Origin of the sequence: Nocardia vaccinii NBRC 15922 (assembly GCF_001613305.1) — a bacterium.
GTDB classification, from domain to species: domain Bacteria; phylum Actinomycetota; class Actinomycetes; order Mycobacteriales; family Mycobacteriaceae; genus Nocardia; species Nocardia vaccinii.
In genome coordinates, this window is the sequence record NZ_BDCC01000071.1 from 64,861 (window position 1) to 81,987 (window position 17,127).

Consider the following 17,127-nt stretch of genomic DNA (forward strand, 5'->3'; position numbering starts at 1 on the left):
TTACCGTGGCTTCAACGCCGCTGGCAGATCGCCACTAAGCTCCGCTGTGTACCGGCACCGTGTCGGTAGAAGCCGGGGTCATCGCTCGCGCGGCTGCCCTGGTGACCTCGACGCGACCGTTTCTGATCGCGATCGACGCGATATAGCCGTCCGGACGGATCAGCAGCAGCGACGGTTCGTGCACCCCATAGGTACGGGCGAAGCAGCCGACGATATCGGCGAGAACCACGTCCGCGTCGGCCGCCGGGCCGGCATCGATGGCAACCCGCCGCAGCGGCGCGCCCGCAGCGGGCCATGGCAAAGCCTTCAGGTCCGCTGCAGCATCAGCGCCGTAGGCGACAGCGGTGAAATGCGGCCCCTGCATGATCTCGAACAGTCGCTGTGGCCCGCCTGCCGCGGAGAGCAGTTTGGCGTCCGGCGCGCGGTCACCGACCTGCAGGGTGGTCGTGCGTTCGGCCTCGTGCGATGCCAGCGGTCCGCCACAGTAGGTAATCGCGAGCTGGCTTTCATCCCTGCCGCGTTTGATGCTGGCCGGATCGAGCTTGCCGATGCCGTCGTACTTGTCCGTCGACAACCTCAGCACTCCGGCCGCGATCGGAAGTCGTTCTGTTTCATAGGTGTCCAGCAGGACATCGGGTGCGCCGGCCAGCACCTGCTCGATCTTCCAGCCGAGGTTGTAGGCGTCCTGAATCCCGGTATTGAGCCCCTGAGCTCCTGCAGGGGTATGCACATGGGCAGCATCACCTGCGACGAAAACGCGGTCGGATCGATACCGATCGACCATACGAATGTTGGGCCGGAACACCGATTTCCAGGTGATGTCGCTCAAGCGGATCTGCTTGTTGCGGGTCTGCGCATGAATACGCGCCATGATCGAGTCTTCGTCCATCGGAGGGTCCTCGTCCGGCCGCAGGCGAATCATCCACTGGAACTGGTCGGACCCCGGCAGCGGGCATGCCCCTACGAACCGGCCACGCGGGCCCGCCCAGATATGCCAGCGATCGCGGCTCAGTCCCGCTACGGCGGCGTCGACAAGGAGGATCCTGTCCGTCTCGTCCGTGGAACCGAGAAAGCCGAGGCCCATCCCCTTACGAACCGCACTCGACCCGCCATCGGCCCCGATGAGATAACGCGCCGTGATGGAATGTATCCCTTGCGCAGTACGTACGTTCGCCACGACGACATCGGTGCGCTGTTCGAAGTCGATCAGCTCGCAGCCGAATTCGACGCTGTGGCCCAACGTTTCGAGGCGAGCATGCAAGGCAGCGTCCGTGCGGTGTTGCGGTATCAACAGCGTATTGGGATACGGAATGTCTGTCGATGCCTGATTGCGTGCTTGCATCCGCCACGGAATCGTCAAGGGGCCCAGATGAATTCCCATCAGCGGGTAATCGTCCCCTGCGGCGAGGACAGCCTCCAGTACCCCCAGGTCTTCGAGGACCTCGAGACTGCGAGGTTGCACTCCCTTGGCGCGCGATCCGGCAAAGGCACGATCGGCCTTATCGATAATTCGCACGCCGAGTCCGCGTCGAACCAGATCGATCGCCAACGCGCTGCCGGTCGGTCCGCCGCCGACGACGAGGACATCCAGAATATCGGCTGACATCACTGCACCGCCTGCCCCGCGTTGCGGACGAACGCATCGAATTCGGCGGCCACCTCAACGGCCCGTTCGTAAGGTGCCATGTGGCCACACTCCGCCAGAACGCGCTCCCGAGAAGGGAGAAGCAGGCGGCGCATTTCCTCCATCCGGTCGGTGGGCGTGACACGATCCTCGGCGCCCCACAGCAGTAGCGACGGAACCCGCAGTCGTCCTACTCGGCCGTACAGTTCGTGCCGGGCGGTCAGGGGGAAATCGGCGAGTGTCGAGAAAAGAGCAAAGATCGAGCCTTCGAACTCGTAGCATGCACGCACCATCGATGACAACCTGACCGCCAGTTCCGTATCGCGCACGTTGTGCGACAAGTGATTGTTCAACAGCCGACCGCCCAAATATCGCCCTATCAGCGCGCTGAGCGTGTCGTGGCGCAGCAGTTTCGTCGCTGCGATGGGCGCTTCGAGTCCCGCCGGCCCGGCAAGGGTCAGTGTGGCCGTCTGCTCGACGTGCTGTTCGACAAATGCCGATGCGACCACCGCACCCATCGAGGTACCAACCACATGCCACGGCCCTGTCAGGCCGAGCTGCGAGATCAAATCCGACAGCTGGCGCACGAACAAGGCGTCGTCATAGACCGCGTGGACCCGGTCGGAATAGCCGCGCCCGTACGCGCTGTAGGCAAGGGTGCGAAAACCCCGACAGTGCAATTCATCCGCGAACCCGTCCCAATAGAACAGCGGCACCGTCAGTCCGGGCGCGAGCACTGCCAGCGGACCGTCCGGCGGACCGCTCAGCTCATAATGAGTCACGCCGTCCGAACATTCGACGAAGCTGCCGCGTAACTGTTTGCGTAGATCCGCGTCCAACCGCCGACGTTCTCCTCGGGCCACGAAAAACTTCACGACTGGTCCTTCGTATCCGCAGCTTCGGTGCGCGACTGCGTGGCCAGAAAATAACTCACCTCGTTGGCCACCCAGTTCGGCGCCTCCTCGGGCAAGAGGTGCCCGCCGCCGAGGTAAACCGCTTCCCTACTACCGGCGATATCCCCGGCGAAGTACTGAGCGTCCATATCCGCACTGCGCAGCACGAGCGTCGGCACCGCTATCCGCCGAATGTCGCCGGTGCGGTCGACCTGATCTGTATTGGCGAAGTCGATGAACGCCTGCTGGTTACCCTCTCGCGTCAACATAGCGTGAACACGATCGACCATCGCCTCGTCCACGATCGACGCGGCGGCAGGACCCACCGCCGAGCGCAGGTTGCGCTCCGTTGCCGATCGAGTGATCAGAAGGCGCAGCAGCGTCCTGGTCACAGGGTTTCGAGCCAGCCGCAAACCCAATGGCAGCGACTTTCCGGGATAGCCGGTGGCATTGATCAGCACGAGTCGCTGCACCCGTCGCGGATAATCCAGGGCGAAATTCCAGGCGATATTTCCGCCCAGCGAATTACCCACAATCGAGGTCGAAACCACGCCGAGTCCATCGAGAAAACCCGCCACCGTGCACGTATAGGTCCCGATGCGATAGTCACGATCGGCGCGAGGTCCCGTCAGCCCGAAACCCGGCAGATCCAGGCGGATCACATCGAACGACGACGACATCAACGCCGCCACTTTGTCGAAGTGGTGCAGCGAAGAACCACTGCCGTGCAGCAGCAGAACCGGCGGCCCCGAACCAGCCCGCTTGTAATGGATATTCGCGCCACCGACCGTCGTGAAGCGCGAGTCGGCATCGATGTAGTCGTAGGCTGCTCCGCGTGAGACCATAATGGCAACAGTGTTGCCGAAACCGTAGCCCCCGTCAAGTGCCCAAACGTGGATGTCGACCCCTTCGGCTCGACATGCGCCGTCGATCCAGCTCAGCCGCAACGTCACCGACTGTAAAATATTGGTTACGTCGTTGCCGAAACCTATTGACTGGGGCACTCCGTCGACAACACTTTTGCCTCTATGGTGAGCGAACAGCAGCTCCAGGCCGTGTGCGCCCGCTCACAAGCCTGATGGACGCTTTGCGATTCGTCGCACCGGGCACGTGGAGCCGCCTACTCGTGACAGCAGGCCGGGGACTGCGGCCAGCCGCGGGCATGACACGAGCCGCGTTCACCGATGTTGTTCTGCCGCAGTTTCAACGGGCAGAAGAATTCACTCGGCGCGATCATCGCCGGTCCGGCCGGCGCCGTCCATCTCGGGGCGCGCGACCCGAAGGTCGCTTCGATCACGGGACCACCCTCGCCGCAAAATGGTGGAGGCGAAGAACTCTGTCGACGTTCGAACCACCGCCGCGACGACGGTCTTCGAGTTGTTTCGCACGGAGGGTGACGTTCACCTGCGAATCCGGCTCCAAGATGTCGCCTTCGACTACGCCACCTCCGCACCCGAGGCCGTGGCCTTCATCGATGACTGGAGCAGACATCCCACGCCCGATCGAAGTCGTCCTCGCCACCCCCGATAGAGGCCCGCTGCCACGTTTATCCAACGAACGATTGTTCTATCTCCGATAAGACGCGGCAATTTCCGATGCGTGTGGATGTTCACCTAATTCCCCCGGCCTGCCGTCACGAAATCGCACACATGTGTGCCAGCCCACAACCTCGCCACGCTGTATTCAATAGCACTACGAAAATGACTCCCGCTCAAGCGATTTCGTCTAAGATCGCGTCTTACGTGGTTGTGATTCGTCGGCGTTGCGTCGGAACCGGTTGTGCCGCATGATGTTCGACTTGTGGCCGACGAGTTGTCGAAACGTCTTGTGCCGGATGAACTATGGGCTCTGGCCGAGCCGCTGTTACCGGCGTTCACTGCGCGTCCGCAGGGCGGTGGTACCGCGCCGATCGATGAGCGGGCGGTGTTCACGGCGGTGGTGTTCGTGCTGACCAGTGGCTGTACGTGGCGGATGCTGCCGCCGTGGTTCGGGGTGAGCGTGCCGACTGCGCATCGTCGGTTCACGGTGTGGACCGAGGCCGGCGTGTGGCGGCGTTTACACCGGGTCGTCTTGGATGAGCTGGGTAGCAGGGGCTTGATCGATTGGTCGCGGGCGGTGATCGACGCGGCGTCGATTCGAGCGAAAAAGACACCCCAGGGCTTTGAATGTCAAGCAGCGGCTGTATCGGTGACGTGCGGTGACCAGGCGGTGGCTTCGTCGTAGAGGGTTTGGGTTTTGAGGCATCCGTGCAGGATGCCGACGAGGCGGTTGGCCAGTTGGCGTAGCGCGGCGTGGTGGTCTGCGCCTCGGGCGCGGTGATGGTCGTAGTAGGCGCGGGCGCCGGGTGAGACGGTCAGGGCGCTGAAGGCCTGGTGCACGAGAGCGTCGATGAGTCGGTCGTTGTGCACGAACCGGGCGGCCACGGTCTTCCTTTTAGCGCACGCGCGCGATCACAGCGTGCGCATACACCGCCGCGAGGGCGACTGCCCATCCCGGCCGCGCTTCCCGGCTAGAAGGGCAGGGAACACGCGGGCAACTGATTCCTGCAGCGCCGACCGCAGCTCTGACAGGTCTACTCCGACCAACTTTCCGGCATACTTGCGCCAACGGCCGTCGATCATGACGGACTCGATATGCTCCGGACCTGCATGCAACGCTGCCATGATCGCTTGGTCCGGTGACCAAAGGTTCATCGCGCGCACATCGACGACAACGAGATCGGCGCGCATCCCCACCCCGAGGCAACCGACCTCTCCGGCCAAGCCCAAGGCACGAGCACCTGCCGAGGTCACCCAGCTCAACACCTGCCTGCAAGTGATCGGCGGCAGGGGCGGAGTCACTACAGCGTCGGCGGAACGGCGTTCGCGATCCAAGATTCGCTGGTGTGCCAACGTTGTTCGGGCCGCGCCCTGGACTTGGGCGCAACCGACGATATCGGCACCCGTGCCCAGTGACGGCTCAGCACCGAGCTTCAGCAATTGCGCCGTGACCGACCGTCCGCGCTGAATTTCGTTCTCCGGAATGAGGGTGAAGCTGACCCCGTAATCGACGAGCCGACGGAGCTTGTTGTATGTCAGCCCGGCCCCGTGCACCACATTGGTGCGGGGACCGAGTAGTCCACACAGATCCAACGCCTCCCACCCCTCCGCCGCGGTCGACGAGATACCGCTCTGATACATCGACACGGTCAGCTCATATTCGGCAGCCAGGCGGAAATCGACGGCAACGACACCCGGGTCGGAATACTGGGGTCCGTTGATGGCCATGCCCAGCCGCAACAGCCCGCTGCGGTCCGCGAACGGGCCCCGCAGCAGGCGTTCGACCTCGGCGCGGGAGTGCCGTGCGCCGGGCGGATACGCCGGTGAACCGTGCAGGAGTACCGCTCTGATTCCTGATTCGCCGAGTCCGGCGAATGCAGCTTCGGTGTGGTCGACCCCCAGGCTGCCGCCATCCCAGTTTCCTAGAGTCGTTGTCCCGCAGTTGATCTGATTCAGTCCACCGATTGCGGTCGCGAGCCGTAGAAATTCAGGAGTGAACGCACCGGCCCCGTCGACACGCCCGTCCGCGGAGTGATCTGTCCAGCTCCGGCCGATTCCGCATGAGCTCAGCACACTCCGCGCCGTATGCAAATGAGCGTTGACCAGCCCCGGCATGACGAGTCGACCGGTCAGCTCGACCACCTCGGCCCGCTCGTCAGGGAGATCCGGGCCGATTTCGACAATGCACCCTGCCTCGATCAACACGTCTGCAAGTTCGCAATCAGGGCGATCCGCAGCCATGGTCACCAGCCGAGCACCACGCAGCAACGTACGGGCCATGTTTCACTCCTCAGCGTGAAAGCTCCCAGCTTTACCGGCAACATCGTAGCCATTTATCGGCATCCTGGAGCGGTATTCAAGGAAACGCCGTCACCACGACCGGATCTTCAGTGAGGTAAATTTCGGCACCGATACCGAGGACGGTGATTGGCAGCAGACTTGCAGGCCGGCCAAGCAGGCCATCTTCGACACGCTCAGCCGACACTGCAGGATTGCGCCCCCGCTGATTGAACAGGTGCCCACCGGCCGCCATGTACGGGCGCTGCGTGAGCGGTTCCTTCGCATGCTGCTCGACGCGGGCTTCACCTCTGAATCGGCTTCCCGCACCTATGCCGCGCTGGCACGCAATGTTCTCGGATTCGCCGCGCAGCTATGCGCTCACGACGCCGTCGAGATCGCCCCGGCCCGGCTCGTGGCGCTCTGCAGCGGTCTCGACCCCGCCGACCACCTCGCCACGATCGCCGTCGCCGACCACTTGCCGAACCAGACGCTCGGGCGAGGTTCGAAAGTACAGGCGAGAGCGGGCCAGCTCGTCGACACAGCCCACCGTGACCCCGCAGGCTCCGTCGGGCCGTTGCTACCCGCTGATCAGATGCCACCTCCTGAAGCTGAAGTCCCAATATCGGTGACAATGTTGCCGCAAGACGTTGCCGACCAAGACTATTTTGGCTACGCTGTGGCCGTTAAATTTGGTGGCCGTCGCACCCGGCGCCGTTTCGCTCCGTCAGGAGGCTCCGCGATGATGCCCGTGGTCCGTGCCGGACTGATCACTCTCGCCACTGTGGCGGCCCTGCTGGCGACCGCCTGTTCGTCGGTGCCGAACCCTGTGACACACCGGACGCACATCACCGCAGATTTTCTGAACATTGCAGGCGTCTTTCAGGGAAATCCCATCACCGTGCTCGGATTGCAGGTCGGCACGGTGGACAAGATCGTTCCCCACGACGAATACGTCGAAGTCCACATGACCGTGGACGGAGACGTGCAAATTCCCGCAAATGTCACAGCCGCACTGATCTCACCGTCGATAGTCACCGACCGGCACATCGAATTGACGCCGCGTTACACCGGCGGCGCGACCCTGGCCGATGACGCCCACCTGACCGTGAACTCCACTCGGACCCCGGTGGAGCTGGACACGCTGATCAAGACCATCGATCAGTTCGTCAGCGTATTGAAACCGGAGTCCAGCAGCAGCCAGGGACCACTGTCGGCAACCTTGCTCTACGACATGGTCAACGGTAAGGGTGCGCAAATTCGCGACACCCTCACCGCATTGTCGGGTGCGCTGAAAACAGGGGTCGATAACGGGGATGCGATCTCGTCGATCGTCGTCAAACTCAACGAACTGACCTCCATGCTCGCCGACAACGACCAATCGGTGCGAGATTTCAGCGACCGGATGACGCAGCTGAGCTCGCTGCTGGCCCAGCAGGCACCGGGCCTGCAGGCCACGCTCGACCAGATGAACTCCTTCCTCTCCAACACCAGCACCACGCTCGGCCAATACCAGGACCAGTTGGCCTCGAGCCTGTCGGGGTTGAAGACGGTCACCGATCAGTTGCGCGCGAATGCCGCCGGTCTCACCGAGGTCGCCGACGTCACGCCGCTGATATTGCAGAACCTGGATCGAACCATGGATCGGCAAGGCCGCTTTTTCCGCGCCCACCTCGTCCCCGGCGTCTCTGTGGACACCGAAGTGGTCAGCTTGTTCTGTCAGCGAATTCAGATGCGCGCCGACGGCTGCAACAATGGCAAAATCGAAGATCTCGGACCCGATTTCGGCCTCACCGCGGCCTTACTGGGTCTCACGAAATAACGAGTTGGAGGTCAACGGTCGGCTGCAACTATCGAGTGCCGACCAGCGCAGACGACACGCATGGTCGCATGTCATCGAATGCCCGGCTCTGCCACAGTCTCGACCAGGACCAATTCAGAACGTCGGCGGATTCTGGAAACGCTGTCGCCGCAATATTGTGGTCTCCTAGCGCCTCGTCAAGCTACGTACGGTAGGTAATCGGTCCAGCGCTTGCGATCTCGAATGCGGTAGTAGATCTGACCGGTCGTTGGATCCAAGGCACCGAGCAGGTGCCGCACACCCTGGGTGCGGTGATAGGTGGCCCGCTACCGCTTCGGGCTGCGACGGGGCTGCCAGCCGCAGCCGGCGCGGGGCTGCAGATAATGTTCGGATGCCCGGTCAGCCGGCCCATCGCCCGCTGCTCGCGAAAGAACCGCCTTTGGTTGTCCTCGTCCAACTCCGCGGTCAGCACCTTGACCGCTACCGTGCGGTCCAGCGCCGCCTGGGTGCATCGATACACCACACCGAAAACGCCACGTGCGATTTCTTCGGCGTCCTCGAATCCAGACGCGCTCAACTCGACCGTGACGGGCAGATTCACATCACGGCTGGTCCGCAGCGGGTCCTCATCGGCCATCAGCGATGGGCGATCCACTCTGCAGTTGCACGAACATCGGGCGCCATGCGATACAAACTCTGACGACATCGTCATGAGTGCAATTGGCATCAGTCAGTGGTTTTCGGGGTTGCCGAGCCGGTCTGCGGCGGATGGGCGCTCGGGGTGAAACTCGGCAGTGACGAATACAGATTCGACAGCGTTCGCCCGCACGTATGAACGGTGCCGTCGGGTCGGACGAGCACGGCGTCGGCGCGCCCGCCGCATAGCCAGCGATGCAGCGCGGTACCCGGCATGGCACGCAACACCACACCGCCGCGCTGTTCGACGGTCGCCGCCTCCGCCGGTGATGGGGCGGATGTCGTGATGACGGCGTAGCGCCCGCCGATGAGGTCGTCGACCCGGCGCCCGTCGGCCATCCGTTCGTTCGGGACCAGCCGTCCGGCCAGACCTCGCCGCAGCGGCGGCGCGGCCACCAGCGCGGAACGCTGCAGCGGCGGGGACTCTCCGCTGAGGAGGGTCCGGGTCAGCCCGGGCAGCCGGTGCAGTCGCGGGGCGAGCAGGCCGCGCAGTCGATTGCCCAGTTCGCCGCCCGCGGTCATGGTCAGGCCGGTGAGCTTGGCCAGCCGGATCATCATGTGCGCGTGCGGTTTCCGCTCGGTTTCGTAGGTGCCGAGCACCGACTCCGGCAGCTCGCCGCGCAGCACCGCCGCCAGCTTCCAGCTGAGGTTGGCGGCATCGCGCACTCCCGCGCCCATGCCCTGCCCGATGAACGGCGGGGTGAGGTGGGCGGCGTCGCCGAGCAGGAATACCCGCCCGGCACGCCACCGGTCGGCCAGTTGCGCGCGGAAGGTGTACTCCGCCACCCGGACCAGCTCCAAGCCGTCGCGGTCGGCGTCCGCCAGCCATGGGGCCAGCAGCGGCCACAGTCGAGCGAGGCCACGGTAGTCGTCGGCGGTTTCGCCGGGCCACAAACGGAATTCCCACCGATGGCGGGTCGTTCCGATGCGCATGTAGGTCGCGGCTCGACGCGGGTCGCATACCTGATGCACGCCGCCCCAGTGCCCCGGATCGACCGTGGTCGCGATGTCGACGACCAGCCAGCGCTGCTCGAATCGCAAGTCCCGCATGCGCGCGCCGATCGCCGTGCGCACCAGGCTGTTCGCGCCGTCGCAACCCAGCACGTAGCGGGCGCGCACCGACTCGGTCCCACCGGTCGCCCGGTCGTCGAAATCCGCTCGGACACAGTCATTCTCGACTGTCATCCCGGTGACTTCCACACCGCCGCGCAGTGTGACGGCCGGATGCAGCGCAAGATTGGCGCGCAACAGCGCCTCCAGCTCCGGCTGGTCGAACAGATTGGCTTCGGGGAATCCGTTGCGGGCCCCGGCCGGATCGCGGTCGAATTGCGCCAGCACCCGATGCCGCGGATCCACCAGCCGCAGCCCCAGGGCGGGCCGGGTGATCGCGTCGAATCCCGCGCCGATGCCGAGACGCTCCACGATCCGCCGGATCTCACCGTCGAGATGGACCGCGCGCGGCTGCGGATAGACGCCCTCCCACCGTTCGAGGACCAGCGATTCGATGCCGTACTGGGCGAGCAGCGTGGCCGCGGTGAGCCCGGACGGGCCCGCGCCGACGATCAGCACCGGAACCGTCGGTGAAGTCATCGGGGCCCACCGGTCAACGTGGCCACGTAGGCCGCAGCGATCAGAGCCGTACCGGCCGCAGGCGCGATTTCGGTTGTGCCGTCGCCGTTTCGGAGATGACTGGCGACCGCGCCGGTCATCAGCAGCACCAGTCCGGTCCCGGCCGCCCGGCCGATCGCGGGACGAACCAGCCCTGCGAGCACACCACTGGCCGCGAGGAGCTCGACCGCGCCGATGCCCCGATAAGCGGTGGTGGAGTATCCGAGATGCGCCGCACGCTCACGCATCGACGCAACCGCCGCAAACTTGGCCGTCCCGAGGGACAGGAATTCGGCCGCCAGCACGCCCGTAAGCACCTTCGACACGGTTTTCATTGCCGCACCTCGATTTTCCAGTCGATCGCGTAGCGGCCCAAGATCGCCTCGACCCTGTCACGGTCGGCATCGGAGTCGAGTGCCACGGTGGCGGCAATCGCGCCGTCCTCGACTGCGGCGCTGACACCGGCGACGCTGGAGACAGCGGCCAGCGCGTCGAGAAGTTCGCGGCGCGTGGCGTCCGCGCGCAGACCCAGCTTGTACGGCTTGCCGACATCGGTGACGGGCAGCGCGTCCAGGACGGTGACCGTCTTGGGCGCGGCGGCGCGCTCGTGCACGCGCTGGGCGGCCCACTCCACCAGTTCGTCCTCGGTGACGTCGGCGCCGGCGGTCAGGGCGACATACGCGACAGGGATCTCGCCGGCGTGCACGTCCGGGCGACCGACCGCCCCGGCCGCGCTGACCTGCGGGTGGCTCAGCAACGCATCCTCGATGCTCGCGGGATCGATATTGTGGCCGCCGCGGATGATGAGATCCTTTGCGCGGCCGTGCAAATGGATGAAGCCTTCATCGTCGACATGGGCCAGGTCGCCGGTACTCAACCAGCCCTCCACCAGGGTGCCCAGACAATCGAGCCGATGGCCGCGTTCGTCACAGCCGGTGACATATCCGGCGAAAACCGTGGGGCCGCTGATGATCAGCATGCCGGTTTCCCCCGCCGACACCCGCTCCCACAGCCCGTCTTCGGCTGTCCGGACAACCGCGACCCGCTGATAGGGCATGCGCTGGCCTACCGCGCCCGGCCGGGGAACGTCGGGGAAGCTGCGGGCGGTCGCGCAAGTGGCTTCGGTGAGGCCGTACCCTTCGACCAGGGTGACTCCGGTGTGCCGCTGGAAGTCCTCACGCACCGCGAGCGGCAGGGGCGAGGCACCGACCATCGCGTAGCGAAGGCTCGAGATGTCGGCGTCGATCGGACACTGCGCCAGCATCGCGTACACCGTCGGCACCGCGCTCATCGCGGCAATCCGGTAGTGCGCCACGATATTCCAGAACTGCCCGTACAGCGCGAAGTCCCGGTACCCCAGCGAGCCGGCCCACACCACCGACTGTCCACGGAACAGCGGTGCGAGCAAGGTCACGACCAACGCGTTGACGTGGAACAACGGCAGCGCCGCGAAGATAACCGAGTCCTCGTCCAGCAGGGAGTTGGCGGCGATCATCCACGCATTGGCGACCTCGCCGGAGTGTCGGTGGACGGCCAGCTTCGGCACTCCGGTCGTCCCGCCGGTGTGGAACAGGGCCGCCAGATCCGAGGCCGTCGGCGGCTGTCCGAGAAAGCGGGTCGAATCCTGTTCGGCGGCCGCGGCATCGAGGTAGTCGACGCAGACCTCCGCGCTGGCGGGCAACGCCGGTGGCGCCTCCGAGGCGGCGGTGGGACGCAGCATCAGCAGGGCGTTCACCAGCCCGCGTGCGGCGAGTTCCCGTGCGGCGGTCCAGATGTCGGGCGCGAGTTCGGGACCGGCGGCGATCAGGACCCGAGCGCCGGAGCGGCGCAGCAGTTCGGCGATGTGATCGGGCGACAGCCCGCCGTTGATCGGCGCGGCGATCCCCGCCAGCTGCGCGGCCAGGGTCGCCGGGACGAGCTCGGCGCAGTTGGGCGCGATGAGCGCCACCGCGTCACCGCGGCGCACGCCCAACGCGTGCAACAGGTTCGCGTACCGGTGGACGTCTGCCAGCAGCTGGGAGTAGCTGCGCCGCAGTGGCTCTCGCCAGCGCGATGCCTCCGGCAGCACGGTGACCGCGGTGCGCTCCGGCCACCGCGCCGCTGCACGTGTGAGCAGCGCGTAGGTCGATTCGGGCAGACCACGCGCTGCGAGCGGCACCGCTTCAATCTCCGCCAGATCGCCCGGATGGGAATAGCGAGGCCACAGCAGTTCTTCGGACGCGGCGTCCAGGGTCGTGGTGTCGGTCATCGCGCGTACCTCACGACCGTGCGCTGGCGGCCCAGGTCCAGGGCGCCGTCATCGGTACCGATCGCGGCCTCGACCACGTCCCCGTCCTTCAGATACTTCGGATTCTTCGCCTGGCCCTGGAAGAACAGCTTCCACTTGAGCGTCGGCGGCAGCAGCGAGCCGATGATCTCCACAGCCTTGGGCGGGGCGCTGATCGCGGTGCCGACCGGAGTACCGGTGAGCAGCAGATCCCCGGCGTCCATCCGCTGGAATCGGGCCAGCGCCGCCAGCGTCTCCACGGGCAGGTAGATCATGTCCGCGACCGTCATGTCCTGCCGCACCCTGCCATTGACCCACAGCCGCAACCGCAGATCCCCGAACCGCTTCAGCTCATCGGCGTCGAGCAGCACCAGCGCCGGGCCGACGGGGGTGAAGGTCGGATACGACTTCGCCTCGTAGAACTGGGTTTTCGGCAACTGCACATCGCGCGCCGAGATGTCGTTGGTGACCACCATGCCCGCGACGTAGCCGGCGAGGTTCTCCGCCGTGACCTCCGAGCCGACCGGCATCTCACGGCCGAAGACCAATCCGATCTCCACTTCGTAGTCGAGCAGTTGCACGTGTGCGGGCCGGATGACCTCGTCGTGCGGTCCGCTGATCGATCCGGATGCCTTGCGGAAGAACGTCAGCGGCACCCTCTCCGGGTCCATGCCCGAATCCTTCACGTGCGAGGCGAAATTCGTCATCTGCGCCACCACGCGGCACGGCGCGGTCACCGGCGAGATCAGCGAAAGGCTGTCCACCGCGACGACTTCCGTGGCGGCCGCCGCCGCGGCGATCGCGTCGCGGTCGGCCAGTAGTTCCCGGGTGGTCGTCGCCGTGGTGTCGATGCGGGCCGCGCCCGCGGGGGTCCGCACCCACCAGGCGTCGGCGGTGCGCAGGACGGATGTGCTCATGAATTGGCCACTTTCAACAGGCCGCGCAGGCGGCGGAGATCGAATTCGTTGTCTTCACGCAGGGCCCCGGCGATCGCGCGCAGTTCACGCAGCGAGTCGGCGCCGGGCTTGATGCCGAGGAAATCCTTGGTCGCGGGCGGACCCCACTGCGCCAAACCGGAAGCGCTCATCGGAGCCCAGCCCGGCTCGAGGGTGCAGTCGAACATGTCGCCGTCGCTGAAATGCTCGACCATGAACCCGTCGGGATCACGCCAGTAGTCGAAGATCTGGCTGCCCTGGATATGCCGGCCGATCCCCCACGATCGGCGGTAACCCCGCTCGCGCAGGTATTCACCACCGGCAGCGAGCGCGTCCAGGTCGGCGACCTGGTACGCGGAGTGCACATACCGGTTGGACGGCCCGAGCGTCAGCGCGAGCGTGTGGTGATCGGTCGGCACCGAACCCCGGTCGCAGCGGATGAAGCTCATGACCGGCCCGCGCTCACGCTGGCCCGGGTAGTAGAGGAAATCGCTGACGAGCAGGCCCAGATTCCGCAGATACCAGTCGAGCGTCTCGCGGTATCTCGTCGACTGGACCACCACATGCCCGAGTCTGCGCACACGCGTCGGCGCCCGCAGCGGGCGCTGTGTCGCATTGACCCGGGCCACCTCGTGCCCGAAGTTGAACATATGCGGCCGTTGCGCCGGCAGCGCCTCGAGTTCGTGAGTCTCGGCCACCACCCGCACCCGCAGGCAGCTCGGATCCACCAGGTCGACGGTCAGTCCGCCCACCGACTCCGGCAGCGGCACGGGTCGTGCACCTGTCGCCGCGGCCAGCCGCAGCAAATCAGCGGAATCCGCGGCCCGAAAGGCCGGACCGACGAAACGCGAGCGACCCCCGCGCCGGATGAGCACACAGGGCGCGCCCGGATCGGTCCCGCGCAGCTGCAACTCCTCGGCCGTCCGCAGCGCGGTAGAGAAGCCGAAGGCGTGAGCGAAAGCCTCCGCCCGGTCCAGGTCGGGCTTCTCGAACTCCAGCCACGCCAGATCCAGCACCTTGATCACAGGATTGCTCGCCCGGCCCGGATGCTCACCTGCTCGCGCCCCGTATTCGCTGTGCAGATCGCTATGCACATCGTGATGGCCGCTCATCGACCACTCCTTCCATGTACTGAAGATATCGTCACTTACGAGTAAGGCGTCAGTCAAGAGTCTCTGACGATTCCGTCAATATTGAGTCGAGCGGCTACTATGGGGCGTCTGGACAGCAGGAGAGGCGCATCGCGATGACCGGAGGCAACGGGTCGGAACCAAACCGCCTGGAACGCCGCAAGGCCCGTACGCGCGCCGCGCTGGTCGGTGCGGCGCAATCGCTGCTGGCCGAGGGCAAGATCAACGTGCCGATCCTGGAGATCACCCAGGCCGCCGACGTCGGCATGGGATCGTTCTACAACCATTTCCAGAGCCGTGAGGAGCTGTTCCAGGCTGCCGTCGAGGAGGCGCTCGACCGGCACGGCGCACTGCTCGATCTGCTGTGCGAAGAAGTCGAAGACCCGGCTCAGGTCTTCGCGCAGAGCTTCCGCCTCACCGGCCGCCTGCACCGCCAGCATCCCACCCTCAGCAAGGTCCTGCTCAACGACAGCCTCCACCTGGCGAACTCGGACCGCGGGCTTGCACCCCGCGCACGCCGCGACATCGAGGCCGCGGCCGAAGCCGGGCGCTTCACCATCCATGACCCAGAACTGTCGATGACCATCGTCGCCGGCGCGGCCCTGTGCCTCGGACGCCTACTGCACGACCAGCCCGAACGTGACGACGCCGAGGCCGCAGACCAAGTGGCCGAGGACCTGCTCCGCATGTTCGGCCTCTCCCCCGAGGAAGCCCACGAGATCTGCCGACGCCCGCTCCCCCCTCTGGACCCGCCACACGCCAACTGACCTCAGCAGGCCCGCATCGAAGGACTTGTCCTACAACCGAACACCAGCGACACAAGTCCTTGGCCACCACGGCCGACAACGCGTCGCCGGACTCCCGCGCGTGCTCCCGGACTCGAATCGCGAGTGCTGCAGGGAGTTTGACCGTGAACACCACCGTCGGCTCCGCGACCGGGATCCGGCCGCCGGCCACAGCCCGCTCCACGTAGCGACGCGCTTGCCGCGCGAACACCCGAACCGATCCACCAGCATCCCGGCCGCATCGACCACCCGTACCCCGCCTCCGCCAAATCCGCCGCCGCATTGACCCGACAAGCGAATTCAGCAGCACCGCAACGAGTCCCAACCACGACACAAACACACTACCGGACATGTCACACCGTCCCCGGGACACGGCGAGGCCGTTCCAGCCGCCGACAACCCCGTGTCACATCGAAGCAGAAGTTGCCAACTGCGTTGGAGGCGTACGGATCCCACCCCGCGGGGTGCCGGTGTCGTTGCCCTCGATGCGGCCGGTCTCGATCAAGACCCCGGCCTCGAGGACGCCTTCACCAGCATCAGCACGCGTTTGTCCTTGACCCGCAACCGAACTCGGCTCGTCAGGGCCGTAGGTAGCTCAGCAGTGGATGGGGCACCTGCGTCGGGCCCGGCCAGACGGAGACGACCGGGAAGTCGTAGTGCTCGCTCCTCCAGGAGAAGGGCTCCGGCTCGGTCAGCGCCTTCCTGATGAGCAGCATCGCCTCCTCGGTCCGGGCCCGCGTCTCTTCTGCCGGGATGTTGTAGTTGGCGAACTCGTTGGGCGTGCCGCGCAGCAGCAGCGCGATCAGCCGGCCGCCCGAGAGTTGGTCGAGCATAGCGATCTCTTCGGCCACCCGCACCGGGTTGTTCATGGAGGCCAGCGGACCCAGCAGGGCCAGCTGCGCGTGCCGGACGACACGGCTCAGCGCACCGGCCAGCACGGCCGGATTCAGGTTGGGCATCCCGGCCCGTAGTGGTGCTCGGAGACGCTGACGAAGTCGAAACCGAGCTGGTCGGCGAGGGCGGCCTGCTCCAATGCCTGCGCCGCGGTCCGCTTGCCCCTGCCGGGATCCCACAGGCTTCGCGCGGTGGCCGTGAAGTTCAACTTCAGGGCATCGGGGGAATAGTAGGTGTTCGTACAGGTGAAGGAGACCTTCATCGGATTTCTCTCCAAATACTGAGAGCGGGGACCGAAATCTGTGAAAGGCGCGATTGATATGGGATTCAGACGCCGAGGCGGGCGGCTTCTTCCTTGAGGACGGGCATGACCTGTTCGGCGAACAGCCGCATGGTGCGGTGCGCGTGCTCGGTGCGGGTGCCGGGCGGGCGTACTTCGAGGGCGAGGTGGGTGATCAGGCCGCGCTCGCCCCGGACGATCGGCAGAAACTTCTCGATGATCTGCTCGACCGTGCCTGGGTTGGGCACCGCCATACCGACCTGTTCGCCCGTTTCGGCGCCGTGCCGGATCGCCTCCATGGACACCGCGGCGGACTCGGGCGGGCCACGTGGCTTCGGACCTGGTCGGGCGCCGGCGGGATCAGGCGCCCGTCGCGTGGAACGGAACATGGCAGCTTAGT

Annotated in this window: 14 protein-coding genes and 3 pseudogenes; 3 read left to right on the top strand and 14 right to left on the bottom strand. The window is 65.6% G+C overall.

What is annotated here, in order from left to right; all coding sequences use genetic code 11:
- Positions 1-34 precede the first annotated feature (34 nt).
- Genes NV1_RS36075 through NV1_RS36085 form a run of 3 tightly spaced genes read right to left on the bottom strand, consistent with a single transcriptional unit; the run spans position 35 to position 3,521 of the window.
- Entirely contained in the window at positions 35-1,606 is a 1,572-nt protein-coding gene (locus tag NV1_RS36075) for an FAD-dependent monooxygenase (RefSeq protein ID WP_067902230.1), read from the bottom strand.
- On the bottom strand, positions 1,606-2,499 hold the full coding sequence (locus tag NV1_RS36080) for an alpha/beta fold hydrolase (RefSeq protein WP_067902170.1): 894 nt from the start codon (positions 2,497-2,499) through the stop codon (positions 1,606-1,608). Before NV1_RS36080 ends, NV1_RS36075 begins: the two co-directional genes overlap by 1 nt.
- Positions 2,496-3,521: an alpha/beta fold hydrolase gene (locus NV1_RS36085; protein ID WP_245714096.1), complete on the bottom strand. Its 1,026-nt coding sequence runs from the start codon at positions 3,519-3,521 to the stop codon at positions 2,496-2,498. Before NV1_RS36085 ends, NV1_RS36080 begins: the two co-directional genes overlap by 4 nt.
- A gap of 796 nt (positions 3,522-4,317) precedes the next feature.
- On the opposite strand from NV1_RS36085, the pseudogene NV1_RS36095 reads away from it, so the two are divergent.
- Positions 4,318-4,665 (top strand): annotated as a pseudogene (locus tag NV1_RS36095) (transposase); the annotation flags it as partial.
- Positions 4,666-4,685: 20 nt separating this feature from the next.
- Here the strand turns inward: NV1_RS36095 and NV1_RS36100 are convergent.
- Both NV1_RS36100 and NV1_RS36105 read right to left on the bottom strand, forming a co-directional pair.
- Positions 4,686-4,961, bottom strand: a pseudogene (locus NV1_RS36100) (IS110 family transposase); the annotation flags it as partial.
- Positions 4,962-4,967: 6 nt separating this feature from the next.
- Positions 4,968-6,335, bottom strand: coding sequence for an amidohydrolase family protein (locus NV1_RS36105; protein WP_067902177.1), 1,368 nt, complete (start codon positions 6,333-6,335; stop codon positions 4,968-4,970).
- Between the two features lie 103 nt (positions 6,336-6,438).
- Here NV1_RS36105 and NV1_RS46665 point away from each other — a divergent pair, with 103 nt between their 5' ends.
- On the top strand, positions 6,439-8,154 hold the full coding sequence (locus NV1_RS46665; protein ID WP_307631021.1) for an MCE family protein: 1,716 nt from the start codon (positions 6,439-6,441) through the stop codon (positions 8,152-8,154).
- 358 nt (positions 8,155-8,512) lie between these two features.
- On the opposite strand, the pseudogene NV1_RS45275 reads toward NV1_RS46665, so the two are convergent.
- The 6 genes and pseudogenes from NV1_RS45275 to NV1_RS36140 all read right to left on the bottom strand — a co-directional run.
- Positions 8,513-8,770 (bottom strand): annotated as a pseudogene (locus NV1_RS45275) (protein kinase domain-containing protein); the annotation flags it as partial.
- 89 nt (positions 8,771-8,859) lie between these two features.
- A complete protein-coding gene (mhpA, locus tag NV1_RS36120) occupies positions 8,860-10,419 on the bottom strand; it encodes a bifunctional 3-(3-hydroxy-phenyl)propionate/3-hydroxycinnamic acid hydroxylase MhpA (protein ID WP_067902182.1) in 1,560 nt (519 codons plus the stop codon).
- Entirely contained in the window at positions 10,416-10,772 is a 357-nt protein-coding gene (locus NV1_RS36125) for a DoxX family protein (RefSeq protein ID WP_067902184.1), read from the bottom strand. Before NV1_RS36125 ends, mhpA begins: the two co-directional genes overlap by 4 nt.
- Positions 10,769-12,685, bottom strand: coding sequence for an acyl-CoA synthetase (locus NV1_RS36130; protein WP_067902187.1), 1,917 nt, complete (start codon positions 12,683-12,685; stop codon positions 10,769-10,771). The genes NV1_RS36125 and NV1_RS36130 overlap by 4 nt, the downstream gene beginning before the upstream one ends.
- A complete protein-coding gene (locus tag NV1_RS36135) occupies positions 12,682-13,620 on the bottom strand; it encodes a fumarylacetoacetate hydrolase family protein (protein ID WP_067902189.1) in 939 nt (312 codons plus the stop codon). Before NV1_RS36135 ends, NV1_RS36130 begins: the two co-directional genes overlap by 4 nt.
- Positions 13,617-14,750 (bottom strand): VOC family protein, encoded by a 1,134-nt coding sequence (locus tag NV1_RS36140; protein ID WP_067902191.1) that lies wholly within the window; start codon positions 14,748-14,750, stop codon positions 13,617-13,619. Before NV1_RS36140 ends, NV1_RS36135 begins: the two co-directional genes overlap by 4 nt.
- Before the next feature lie 134 nt (positions 14,751-14,884).
- Between NV1_RS36140 and NV1_RS36145 the strand changes: the two genes are divergently transcribed.
- A complete protein-coding gene (locus NV1_RS36145; RefSeq protein WP_067902193.1) occupies positions 14,885-15,535 on the top strand; it encodes a TetR/AcrR family transcriptional regulator in 651 nt (216 codons plus the stop codon).
- Positions 15,536-16,131: 596 nt separating this feature from the next.
- Here NV1_RS36145 and NV1_RS36150 read toward each other — a convergent pair.
- The 3 genes from NV1_RS36150 to NV1_RS36160 all read right to left on the bottom strand — a co-directional run bounded on the left by NV1_RS36150 (position 16,132) and on the right by NV1_RS36160 (position 17,026).
- A complete protein-coding gene (locus NV1_RS36150; RefSeq protein ID WP_067902194.1) occupies positions 16,132-16,512 on the bottom strand; it encodes an LLM class flavin-dependent oxidoreductase in 381 nt (126 codons plus the stop codon).
- Positions 16,500-16,709, bottom strand: coding sequence for an LLM class flavin-dependent oxidoreductase (locus NV1_RS36155; RefSeq protein ID WP_067902197.1), 210 nt, complete (start codon positions 16,707-16,709; stop codon positions 16,500-16,502). The genes NV1_RS36150 and NV1_RS36155 overlap by 13 nt, the downstream gene beginning before the upstream one ends.
- A 65-nt stretch (positions 16,710-16,774) precedes the next feature.
- On the bottom strand, positions 16,775-17,026 hold the full coding sequence (locus NV1_RS36160; protein ID WP_067902200.1) for a hypothetical protein: 252 nt from the start codon (positions 17,024-17,026) through the stop codon (positions 16,775-16,777).
- Between the last annotated feature and the right edge of the window lie 101 nt (positions 17,027-17,127).